Source organism: Amycolatopsis sp. NPDC057786 (assembly GCF_042797905.1).
Classification (GTDB): domain Bacteria; phylum Actinomycetota; class Actinomycetes; order Mycobacteriales; family Pseudonocardiaceae; genus Amycolatopsis.
The window spans coordinates 1-10,714 of record NZ_JBHVKW010000169.1; the positions used below are offsets into that span (position 1 = coordinate 1).

General features: G+C 67.8%; 10 protein-coding genes. 4 read left to right on the top strand and 6 right to left on the bottom strand.

Going from position 1 to position 10,714, the window contains the following annotated elements; all coding sequences use genetic code 11:
• Positions 1–132: 132 nt before the first annotated feature.
• Positions 133–1,098: a hypothetical protein gene (locus ACFVM3_RS40920; protein WP_378445166.1), complete on the top strand. Its 966-nt coding sequence runs from the start codon at positions 133–135 to the stop codon at positions 1,096–1,098.
• Between the two features lie 71 nt (positions 1,099–1,169).
• Here ACFVM3_RS40920 and ACFVM3_RS40925 read toward each other — a convergent pair whose 3' ends face one another.
• From ACFVM3_RS40925 to ACFVM3_RS40935, 3 genes are all read right to left on the bottom strand, one after another.
• Positions 1,170–2,402 carry a M14 family zinc carboxypeptidase gene (locus ACFVM3_RS40925; RefSeq protein WP_378445168.1) on the bottom strand — a complete coding sequence of 411 codons (1,233 nt, stop codon included), beginning with the start codon at positions 2,400–2,402 and terminating at the stop codon, positions 1,170–1,172.
• Between the two features lie 117 nt (positions 2,403–2,519).
• Positions 2,520–3,932 (bottom strand): S8 family serine peptidase, encoded by a 1,413-nt coding sequence (locus ACFVM3_RS40930; protein ID WP_378445170.1) that lies wholly within the window; start codon positions 3,930–3,932, stop codon positions 2,520–2,522.
• Between the two features lie 78 nt (positions 3,933–4,010).
• Entirely contained in the window at positions 4,011–4,265 is a 255-nt protein-coding gene (locus ACFVM3_RS40935) for an SCO4848 family membrane protein (protein WP_378445171.1), read from the bottom strand.
• Between the two features lie 43 nt (positions 4,266–4,308).
• Between ACFVM3_RS40935 and ACFVM3_RS40940 the strand changes: the two genes are divergently transcribed.
• The gene (locus ACFVM3_RS40940; RefSeq protein ID WP_378445173.1) at positions 4,309–5,547 is read left to right on the top strand and encodes a D-alanyl-D-alanine carboxypeptidase family protein; all 1,239 of its coding nucleotides are present in this window, start codon (positions 4,309–4,311) and stop codon (positions 5,545–5,547) included.
• Positions 5,548–5,549: 2 nt separating this feature from the next.
• Here ACFVM3_RS40940 and ACFVM3_RS40945 read toward each other — a convergent pair whose 3' ends face one another.
• The gene (locus ACFVM3_RS40945; RefSeq protein WP_378445175.1) at positions 5,550–6,578 is read right to left on the bottom strand and encodes a YhjD/YihY/BrkB family envelope integrity protein; all 1,029 of its coding nucleotides are present in this window, start codon (positions 6,576–6,578) and stop codon (positions 5,550–5,552) included.
• Positions 6,579–6,613: 35 nt separating this feature from the next.
• Positions 6,614–7,633 (bottom strand): tryptophan--tRNA ligase, encoded by a 1,020-nt coding sequence (trpS, locus tag ACFVM3_RS40950; protein ID WP_340684622.1) that lies wholly within the window; start codon positions 7,631–7,633, stop codon positions 6,614–6,616.
• Between the two features lie 163 nt (positions 7,634–7,796).
• Here trpS and ACFVM3_RS40955 point away from each other — a divergent pair, with 163 nt between their 5' ends.
• A complete protein-coding gene (locus ACFVM3_RS40955) occupies positions 7,797–8,543 on the top strand; it encodes a S1 family peptidase (protein ID WP_378445177.1) in 747 nt (248 codons plus the stop codon).
• Between the two features lie 517 nt (positions 8,544–9,060).
• On the opposite strand, the gene ACFVM3_RS40960 is transcribed toward ACFVM3_RS40955, so the two are convergent.
• Positions 9,061–9,387, bottom strand: a complete 327-nt coding sequence (locus ACFVM3_RS40960; RefSeq protein ID WP_378445179.1) for a hypothetical protein — start codon at positions 9,385–9,387, stop codon at positions 9,061–9,063.
• Between the two features lie 398 nt (positions 9,388–9,785).
• Between ACFVM3_RS40960 and ACFVM3_RS40965 the strand changes: the two genes are divergently transcribed.
• The gene (locus tag ACFVM3_RS40965) at positions 9,786–10,673 is read left to right on the top strand and encodes a glycoside hydrolase family 19 protein (RefSeq protein WP_378445181.1); all 888 of its coding nucleotides are present in this window, start codon (positions 9,786–9,788) and stop codon (positions 10,671–10,673) included.
• The last annotated feature ends 41 nt before the right edge of the window (positions 10,674–10,714 follow it).

Here is a 10,714-nt window from a genome sequence, read left to right on the forward strand (position 1 = left end):
CCTTCCTTGCGCCTAGCGCAAGGAAGGGGGCCTTCATGTACTTGTGAGGGAGTTATCCACAACGGGGCAGTTATCCACAGGTCGGCAAATCGACTCTGGCGGGCAGGCGGCCCCGCGGCCACGCTGAGCATCATGACCAAGAGGGGGAGATGGGCTCAGCATCCCGAACTGCTGCACGAACGGAGTCGCTACGGCGTCATCCGGGCATCCGATCTGGAAAGCCTCGAGATGAGCAGCCGGACGATCTACACTCGCTGCCTGCCCGGAGGCCCATGGCAACGTTTGTTGCCGGGCATCATCCTGTTGCACAACAACGAACCCACGGGCGAGCAGCTCGTGACCGCGGGGCTCCTGCACGGCGGGGCGGACGCGGTCCTCACCGGAATCGAAGCCTGTCGGCGGCACGGTCTGCGTACTTCCGCGATGCCACCGGACGAGGGTCTGCATCTGTTGATCCCGCATGATCGGAAGATCCGCAGCACCGGCTTCGTGACGATGGAACGAACGATCCACTTGCCGTCACCGGTCGTCCGGAACGAAGTTCCCTTGGCTCCGCTGGTCCGGGCCACGACGGACACGGCGCGACGGCTGGGGGACGCCGAGCAGGTCGAGGCGATCTTGATCGAAGCGGTCCAGACGGGCGGATGCCATCCGAAGGCTCTGCTTCGTGAACTCGATCACGGCTCACTTCGAGGTACGGCTGTACCGAGGCGTCTCCTGACGAACTGGGTAGATCTCCGGTCCATGGCGGAATCCTGCGCCAGGATCCTCAGCCAGCGTATGCCGACACCACCGAGCCACTGGAACGTGGCGATCCACGACCGGCAAGGGCGCTACATCGGACGTCCGGACGCGTTGTGGGAAGACGTCGGTCTCGTTTGGGAGATCGACTCTTTCGAGTTTCATTTCCGCAAGTCGGACTACGCGCGAACCATAGAGCGCAATACACGTTATGCGGCGGCGGGCCTGGTCGTCGTGCAAACTCTGCCCTCCCGGCTACGAGACGACCCCAATGGCGTCCTCGCCGATCTCACTGCCGCGCACGACGTAGCCGCAGCCAGGCCTCGACCCGACATCCACCTCGCGACAGCTGCCTGAAGTACATGATGGCCCCCATCCTGTACCTAGGCGCAAGGAAGGGGGCCATCATGTACTGCTGCAGACAGCCGCTACTCAAGGATCCGAGCGTCCAGCGAGTGCTGGTCGGCACCGGAGTCGGCGGTACCCGGCAGCCGGTCGAAAGCCTCCGGGTCGATGTACCCGACGGCACCCGTGCTCACGTCCCGCAGCATGTTGTACAGCCCCGCCATCACCGCGCGCGTGAAGTGCTCCCGGTGCTGCTGCCCGAGCGTCTGCGTCTGCCCGCGCACCTCGAACAGCACCGTCCCCGTCCCGTTCAAAGCGAACGAACACCGCGCCTGGCCCGGCAGATCCCGGTCCGGGGCATGCGGATACCGCGCCCCGACGAAACCGCGCGACGTCATCCCGTTGAACGCGCTGATCGCCAGCTGCCGCGATTCGTCCTTTGTGTACACATCGCGGTACTTCGCGTACTTCTGGCCCGGCTCGAAGTGCTTGTCGGGCAGCGGCGGGTAGTCGATTCCGACGTCGAGAAGCCGGTTGCTGCCTTCCTGCCGGACGCAGGCGCCTTGATGGTGCAGATCGACGTAGACGTCCGGCACCTTCCCCCCCGAAGCGGTCAGCTCCTGGTACACCGAACGCAGCGCCCGCGCTTCGGGGGTGATGAACCAGCCCGGCTGATCCGGCGCACCGGGGACGTCCTCCGCGCGCGGGACATAGGCCAGGTCCGGATTGAAGTCCCGGTTGACGTCGAATCCCGGCCGCTTGCGGTAGTCGTCGCCCTGGAGGACGCCGCTGAGGTAGTTCCAGGCGGGCGGCCGGTCCTTCAGCTGGGGGAACTTCCGCTGCACCTCCGCCCACGAAAGGTCGTTGCCGCGCCGGTCGAGTTCGGCGCCGTCCGGGTTCAGTTTCGGCACCGCGACGAAGGTGATGGTCTTCCGCAGCCGCTCGGCGTCCCGCGACTCCGACGTGCCGAGGTAGTCGAGGATGCGCAGGAGCGCGTCTGTACCCGTCTTCTCGTTTCCGTGGATCTCGCTGGAGACCACGAAAACCTCCGGTCCGGTCCCGACGGTCGCCTGGTGGATCACCCGGCCTCGGTTCGACCGCCCGGCTTCCTTGACCTTCACCCGTCCGTCGCTCACCCGTTCGAGCCTGCCGAGTTCCCGCACCATCTCGCGATAGTCGGTGAACTCGTCGATGGGCAGCTCCCGCGGCTCGTCGCTGCAGGGCGCCACCGGCGCCGCCACCGCCGCGGGCGCGCTGACGAGCGGGAGCATCGCCAGCCCCACCACCACAGGAACCAACCGACCGGACAACGACATCGTGAACTCCCCACTGTCGAAGGTGCTCACAACGTAGCGAGGACACCGTCGGAGGGCCAGGAAACGAAAACCGGGGCCGTCCCACGAGCGTGGTCCGGCCCCGGCGATCGCGAGAACCTACTTCACCGCGTCCAGAGCGTTGACGCGGCCGTGGCCGTAGTACGAGTTGTCCTTCTCCGGACCTTCACAGACCGGCGCGGCGGTTCCGCAGGGAACCGCGTCGGCCTGGTGCTCCAGCAGCCACCTCAGCGCCGCGGGCGGAGCGTGGCGGTAGCGGGACGCCAGCAGCGCGGCGACACCGGCGGCGTGCGGGGACGCCATCGAGGTGCCGCACTTGGCGCCGTAGCCGCCGTTGAAGATGGTCGACAGCGGGCAACCGACGCCCTGGCCCTCGGGCGGCAGCTGGGCACGGTCGCCGCCCGGGGCGGTGACCGAAACGTCGTCACCATAGTTGCTGTACGACGACTTCGTGCCCGCGTAGCCGATGGCGGAGACGTTGACGACGCCGTCGATGGCCTTGGGCAGGATGCCGCAGCTCTCGTCGACCGGGTGCGGGCGGTTCGGGTCGGTGGTCTGCTTGTCCGGATCGAAACCGCTGTTGCCCGCGGCGGCGACGTTCAGCACGCCACGGCCGGTCGAGTAGGTCACCGCGCGGCGGACGGCCTCGTACGCGGCCGCGTCGCCCGGCTCCTTCGAGCAGTAGAACATGCCCGGGTCGATGTAGTAGCTGTTGTTCGTGACCGGGAAGCGGTGCTTCGCCGCCCACATGAACCCGCACACGGCGGCCTCGGGGAGGATCAGGCCGTCGTCGTTCACGACCTTCACCGACGCCAGCTTGACGCCGGGCGCGACACCGGTGAAGCCGCGCGCGGCGTCCTTGCCCGCGATCGTGCCGGCGACGTGCGTGCCGTGGTCGGAGTTCGTGGGTGCCCAGGCGGCGGGCGTGGTGTCGGGCGCGCCGCTGTTGCAGCCTGCCGACACCTTCGGGTCAAGAGCGGCCTTCAGCGCGGGGTGGGTGGGCTCGATGCCCGAGTCCAGCACGCCGACCGTCACCGAGCGGCTGCCACCGGAGATCTTGTTCGCCTCGGGAGCCTGGATCGCCCGCATGTCCCACTGCTGGGCCGACAGGTCCTGCTCGACGGCGACGCTGGTGGTCTCTTCGTTCTCCTTGGTGTCGACCACGGCGGAGCGGGTCGAGCGGGTCGAGACCGCGGGCGGGAACGCGACGTCACGGCCGCCCGAGTAGGCGCGGAAGACACCGATCTTCGCCTGGAAGTCGGCGTTGCGCGAGGTCGCGACCGCGACCCCGATCTCCGGGTAGTACGCGACCTTCTCGCCGCACTTGGCGCGCAGCTCGTTGTCGACCTTGCGCTCCGGGGTGCGAGGGTCGTAGAGCACCACGTAGTTGAACGGGGCGCTCGCGGTGTCGCACTGCGGCGCGGGCGCGGCGCTCGCCGACGGGGCCGCGAACACGCTTCCCGCCGCCGCCGCGACGAGCGCGGGGACGAGCAGGCGTCTGATCCGGGACATGCCACCTCCATGATTCGGTGGAGTGAACCTAAGCGAGCCGAAGGCAGGCCACCACCGTCAAAAGGACGACAAACCTGATCAGGCGTCAGCCTTTCCCGCGTCCTGCGACTTGGCACCACGCAGCGTGCGCAGACCGATGAGCCCGATGATGGTGCCGAGCACGAACGAGACCACCGTCAGCACCGCGTGCACGATGAAGTAGGCGGTGGGCGAGCCGTCCGCGGCCCAGGCGCGGTCACTGTCCCAGAGGTTCTTGGCGAACGTGATCCAGATGATCCACGACCACACGCCGAAACCCAGCAGGAACATCGAAGTACCTCGCGAAATGCGCATGCCCCTGAGTATGCAGCGAGCCCGGCGACGCTACATTGCTCGGGTGCACAGCGCTATCTCCCGGTCGCTCCTGGTCCTCGTTTCCGGTGTGCTCGCCCTCGCGGTGACGCCGGTGGCCACAGCCGCCCCGAAGCCACCAGCCCAGGCGCAGCCGTGCGCGAACAAGGTGACGCCTCCCCCGCCCGTCGACACCTCCGAGAAACCGCGCCCCGGCGAGGCCGCTCCGGCGCCGCTGCCGGTGCCGCCGGTTCCGGTGGGCGGCGACCGGATGGCCGAATGCGGGCTCGTGCTCCCGAAGCGCGCGCTGAACCCGCCCGAGGGGAACACCTCCGCGTCGTGGGTGCTGCAGGATCTCGACACCGGTGACGTCATCGCGGCGAAGGATCCGCACGCCCGTCAGCGGCCGGCGTCGCTGATCAAGGTCCTGCTCGGCCTGGTCGTGGTCACCGAACTCCCGCCGGGCAGGATCGTCGTGGCGACCAAGGAGGACGCCGAGCAGGAGTGCACCTGCATGGGCATCGCCGCGGGCGGTCAGTACACAGTGGACCAGCTGCTGCACGGACTGCTGATGCACTCGGGCAACGACGCGGCGCACGCGCTCTCCACCGTGCTCGGCGGCCTGGACGCGACACTCGCGAAGATGAACGCGCTGGCCACCCGTATCGGCGCCACGGACACCAGGGCCGCGACACCGTCCGGGCTCGACGGCCCCGGTATGTCGACCTCCGCCTACGACATGAGCCTGATCTTTCACTACGCGATGAAGAACGCCGAATTCGCCAAGGTGGTCAAGACCAAGAGCTTCGAAGTCCCCGCCACCGCGGGAAAACCGGTCGTCACGATCTACAACGACAACAAGCTCCTCGGCAGTTATCCCGGGTTCACCGGCGGGAAGACCGGCTTCACCGACGACTCGCGCCACACCTACGCCGGCAGCGCTGTCCGGAACGGTCACCGGGTCGGGGTCGTGATGCTTCGCGCCGAGCAGCGTCCGACCCGGGTCACCGAGCAGGCCGCGAAGCTCCTCGACTACGGCATCGCGCTGCGCGAGTCGAAGGCGGAATCGGTGGGGCGCATCGAATACCGGTCGCCGGAAACGGTGAACGCGGACCCGGCCAACGCCGCGCCGAACGCCGACGGCGCGTCGAACAGCGGAGCCGCGGCCGCGGCCGAAGACCCGTTCGGCGTGACGGGCTGGATCATCACGCTGGTCGTCTTCCTGATCATCGTGGCCTCGTTCGTCGTCGGCCACCAGCGCAAAAAGGCCATGGCCGGCGAATAACGTCAGGACTTGCGGCGGCCGAACCAGCCCAGCAGGGCGCCGGTCGCGAAGGCCCCGCCGACGGCGCCGAGCCCCGGCCCCTGCTGAACGGTCACCCTGGGGTGGATCAGCACCGGGGCAGGCGGCTCGATGACCGTCTTCAGGTTCTCCTTCGCCGTCGCCGTCCACGCGGTGACGAACAGCAGGAACCGCGAAACGAGGTTCGCGAACACGAGCAGGCCGATCACCGGGCCGAACAACGTGAACGCCGGTGATTTCGTGACACTGCCGAGGTAAACGGTCGCGGCCTGCTGAAGCACGACGAAACCGACCGCGGCGAAGATCGCGCCTTTGACCGCGCTGCGCAGCGCGACATGCTCACGCGGCAGCCTCGCGATGACCCACAGGAAGACCAGGGTGTTCGCGAGCAGGCCGAGCAGGATCGTCGCGACCTTCAACAGGAACACGGCCCAGCCCTGGTTCTCGAGGCCGACCAGTTCGAGCAGGAACCGCCCGACGCCGCTGCCCGCGGCGGTGAGACCGAACGAGATCACCAGCGCGACGCCGAGCCCGACGAGGGACAGCAGATCCTTGATGGTGGTCGAAACCAGCGGGAGCTTCTGCTTTTCCTGCCCCCATTGGGCGGTCAGCGCGTCACGCAGGTTCGACATCCAGCCGACGCCCGAGTACAGGGCGAGCAGCAGGCCGAACACCCCGATACCGCCGCCGGAGTCCAGCGCGGCCTTGATGATGCTGCCGACGAGATCGCTCAGCCCTTCCGGGACCGACTTCTTGATGCCGTCGACGAGCTGGTTCGTCACCACCTGGTCGCCGGCGAGCACGATCTTGATGATCGCGAAGGCGACCATCAAGATCGGGATCACCGAAAGCACGCTGAAGTAGGTGATGGCGGCGGCATAGTGATTGCCGTAGCGCTCGGTGAAGGCGTCGTTCGCCCGGATGAGGTGATCGAGCCAGCCGTACTTCCGCCTCAGGCGCGGTAACAGCTTGTCCTGTTCCGGCTTCGCGCCGTCATCATTCGCCACCGTCAAACGCTAACCACCCGGCGACGACATCGCAGCGCGAATCAGCCCGCCGGGGGAAGGAACCCGATGTTCTCGTAGACGTTCCGCAACGTCACCGAAGCGACTTCCCTGGCTCGTTCCGCGCCGAGCGCCAAGGCCTTGTCGAGCTCGGCGACGTCATCCAGATAGGACTGGACGCGTTCCTGCACCGGCGTGACCCAGTCGACGAACGCCTCCGCGACGCCCTTCTTCAGGTCCCCGTAACCCTTGCCCTCGTACGAGTTCTCGAGTTCGGCGACCGGCTGGTCGGTCAGCGCGGAGAGGATAGTCAGGAGGTTCGAGACTCCCGGCTTGTTCTCGGCGTCGAAGACGATCTCGCGGCCTGTGTCCGTGACCGCCGAGCGCACCTTCTTCGCCGACTTCTTCGGTTCTTCGAGCAGCTCGATGAGGCCGTTGCCGGTCGACGAGGACTTGCTCATCTTCGCGGTCGGGTCCTGGAGGTCGTAGATCTTCGCCGTGTCCTTGACGATATGCGGCTCCGGCACGGTGAACGTCTTGCCGTAGCGGTTGTTGAACCGCTGCGCGAGGTTGCGCGTCAGCTCCAGGTGCTGCCGTTGGTCCTCGCCGACGGGGACCTCGTTCGCCTGGTACAGCAGAATGTCGGCGGCCTGCAGAACCGGGTACGTGAACAGGCCGACACTGGCGCGATCGGTGCCCTGCTTCGCGGCCTTGTCCTTGAACTGCGTCATCCGGCTCGCTTCGCCGAACCCGGTCTGGCATTCCAGCACCCAGCCCAGCTGGGCGTGCTCGGGCACGTGGCTCTGGACGAACAGCGCGCTGCGAGCCGGGTCGACCCCGAGCGCGAGCAGCTGCGCGGCCGAGCGGCGCGTGCGATCGCGCAGCACCTTCGGATCCTGCTCGACCGTGATCGCGTGCAGGTCGACGACCATGTAGAAGGTGTCGTGGGTGTCCTGCAGCCGGACCCACTGCCGCAGCGCACCCAGGTAGTTGCCGAGGTGGAACGAGTCGGCGGTCGGCTGGATCCCGGAGAGCACGCGCGGGCGCTTCTGTTCGTCGGACACGCCCGGATTCTCTCAGGCCACGCCGGGGCGGGTCATCCGGCCTCGCCCCGGCCGAACGGTCTAAACGGTTAACCGCCACATACTTCCGACGGTTCTGGCCACGGTGCCCGATTCCTAGCGTTCATGGCACCGGATCTTCCGGCCACACCGAAGGAGAACCCAGATGAAGGCACGATCCCTACTGATGGGCTTGGCCATGGCGGCCGCGGCCGTCTTCTCGCTTTCCGGCGTCGCGGCGGCGGCCGAGCCCACCGGAGGCGTCCAGCCGAACATCGTCGGCGGCGGCAACGCGACCCAGGTCTACTCGTTCATGGTGTCCCAGCAGTCGAGCTCCGGCGGCCACCAGTGTGGTGGTTCACTGATCAGCTCGACCTGGGTGGTCACCGCGGCGCACTGTGGCACGCCGTACCAGGTGCGCGTCGGCACCACGAACCGCACCAGCGGCGGCACCGTCGCCCGCGTGGCCCAGCGCATCGCCCACCCGACCGCCGACCTGGCGCTGCTGCGTCTCTCGACGGCGGTGTCGCAGGCGCCGGTCACGATCGCCGCTTCGTCCGGGGCCGTTGGCACCGCGACGCGGATCATCGGCTGGGGCCAGACCTGCCCCGTCCGCGGTGGTTGTGGCGCCCCGATCAACCTCCAGGAACTGAACACCTCGATCGTCGCCGACACCCGGTGCAGCGGTATCCGGGCCGCCAGCGAGATCTGCACCAACAACCCCAACGGCAACTCGGGTGCCTGCTACGGCGACTCGGGCGGCCCGCAGGTCAAGCAGGTCAGCGGTGTCTGGCAGCTGGTCGGCGCGACCAGCCGCGCCGGGAACAACAGCAGCACCTGCGCGACCGGGCCGTCGATCTACGTGGACGTCCCCTACTTCCGCAGCTGGATCCGCACCAACTCCGGCGTCTGATCCGCTCCCCGCGTCGCCCCACCGTCCCCGGGGGCGACGCGGGCCCAGGCGGTTCAGCAAGGAACCGTGCGGAAGTTCGAAGAGCCGCTCCAGCAGCGCGACCGCCTTCAGGGAGTCGCACCGCTCGGGGCGGCTTCTTCCTGTCCGCCAGTAGCTCAAGGTCGCGACGCTGACCCGGACGCCCTCCAGGGCGAGCCGGTGCCGGATCCGGTCGAGACCGAGGCCGCTGTCCGTGATCGCCCGGTCCAGGGCGCGGGGGAAGGGGTCACCGGGCCGGCTGCGACGCCGTGTCACCGTCATGGACCCGAGCGTGGCGATCAGCGCGCGGCTAAACAATCCGGGCCGGACTAGGTGTACCTACCCAAGAAATCCGCCGACCTGCGTTTAGCGGGCTAAACGCGATCCGCCCGGCCACAGGCACCGACCTGCGTTTAGCGGGCTAAACGCGATCCGCCCCGCCCAGGGCACCGACCTGCGTTTAGCCCCCTAATCGCGATCCGGGGCCGGGAGACGCAGGTCAGGGGCGCTGCTGACGAGTGAGGGCGTCGTCCGCGAGCACGGCCTCGGCCATCGCGGCGACGTGCGGGGTGGCGGGCTGCGCCGGGGCGGGAGCGGGAGCGACGGCGGCCGCGCGAGCCTTCCGGCGCTGGCGGAACACACCGAAGGCCATCCCGACGACGCCGAGCGCGACGGCGATCAAGCCGACCGGGCCCAGAAGACCGAACGCCATCTCCGAGCGCGACGTCGCGTCCGCGGCCGACGCCGGGACTGCGCCCGCGACGAGCAGCGCGACCGGGATCGCGATGACCGCCGCGACCCTGGCCGCGGACAGGGCCGATCGCATCAGGAGATGAACTGGGTTCCGCACCGGAGTGCCTCCCGTGACGTGACTTTGCCGGACCGGAACGCTAACCCGAACGAGTGAGCATTTCCAGGCTGCTGGTCAAAAAACTACCGAGCGTGTCAAGACCTGTGGGTTCTGATCAACTCGGGGCACGAGACTAGCCCCTCACAGGGGGGATGTTTCGAGCACCCCTCTCCTCAGAGTTGTCGTGCACGGAATCGGTTTCCGACAAAACCGGACAAGGTTGGGCCATTCGGCTGTCACGCGCGGCCGAACAGGCAGTATCCGGCTTTCCACGGTTGGTTTCTTGTCCGCAATGGTCTATACCTGTTGGCCATACCCCTTAAAAGGTATAGACCAATCTCCCTGCATGGTCCCCTCGTACGAAGGAGCCACCGATGTCTCTTCGACGTATCCTCGCGGCGGTCGCCGCCACCTTCGCCGCCACCACGGTCGCCGTGGTCGTCCCGGCCCAGTCCGCCTCCGCCGCGGACTGCGTGGCGCCATGGAACGCGAGCTCGGTCTACTGGGGCGGCAACACCGCCTCCTACAACGGGCACAACTGGTCCGCGAAGTGGTGGACGCAGAACGAAACCCCCGGTAGCGCGCAGGTCTGGGCCGATCAAGGCGCCTGCGGCGGCGGCACGACCAACCCGCCGAACCCGTCCGGCTTCGTGGTCAGCGAGGCCCAGTTCAACCAGATGTTCCCGAGCCGGAACCCCTTCTACACGTACAACGGCCTGGTCACAGCCCTGAGCGCGTACCCGGCCTTCGCGGGCACGGGCAGCGACACCGTGAAGAAGCAGGAAGCGGCGGCTTTCCTGGCGAACGTCAGCCACGAGACCGGCGGCCTCGTCCACATCGTCGAACAGAACGAGGCCAACTACCCGCACTACTGCGACACGAGCCAGTCCTACGGCTGCCCGGCGGGCAACGCCGCGTACTACGGCCGCGGCCCGATCCAGCTGAGCTGGAACTTCAACTACAAGGCCGCCGGCGACGCGCTGGGCCTGCCGCTGTTGACCAACCCCTGGCTGGTGCAGAACGACGCGGCGGTCGCCTGGAAGACCGGCATTTGGTACTGGATGACCCAGAACGGTCCCGGCACGATGACCCCGCACAACGCGATGGTCAACAGCCGCGGCTTCGGCGAGACCATCCGCAGCATCAACGGCAGCATCGAGTGCAACGGCGGCAACCCCGCCCAGGTGCAGAGCCGCGTGAACAAGTACCAGCAGTTCACCGGCATCCTCGGCGTGAGCCCGGGCGGCAACCTGTACTGCTGATCCATCCAGGGTGCTGAAGGGGCCCTTCGCCGCATATGACG

Excerpts from the sequence above, each read along its gene's own strand:
- ACFVM3_RS40920 (WP_378445166.1), top strand. The coding sequence starts at position 133 with ATGACCAAGAGGGGGAGATGGGCTCAGCATCCCGAACTGCTGCACGAA.
- ACFVM3_RS40925 (WP_378445168.1), bottom strand. The coding sequence starts at position 2,402 with ATGTCGTTGTCCGGTCGGTTGGTTCCTGTGGTGGTGGGGCTGGCGATG.
- ACFVM3_RS40930 (WP_378445170.1), bottom strand. The coding sequence starts at position 3,932 with ATGTCCCGGATCAGACGCCTGCTCGTCCCCGCGCTCGTCGCGGCGGCG.
- ACFVM3_RS40935 (WP_378445171.1), bottom strand. The coding sequence starts at position 4,265 with ATGCGCATTTCGCGAGGTACTTCGATGTTCCTGCTGGGTTTCGGCGTG.
- ACFVM3_RS40955 (WP_378445177.1), top strand. The coding sequence starts at position 7,797 with ATGAAGGCACGATCCCTACTGATGGGCTTGGCCATGGCGGCCGCGGCC.
- ACFVM3_RS40960 (WP_378445179.1), bottom strand. The coding sequence starts at position 9,387 with ATGCGATCGGCCCTGTCCGCGGCCAGGGTCGCGGCGGTCATCGCGATC.
- ACFVM3_RS40965 (WP_378445181.1), top strand. The coding sequence starts at position 9,786 with ATGTCTCTTCGACGTATCCTCGCGGCGGTCGCCGCCACCTTCGCCGCC.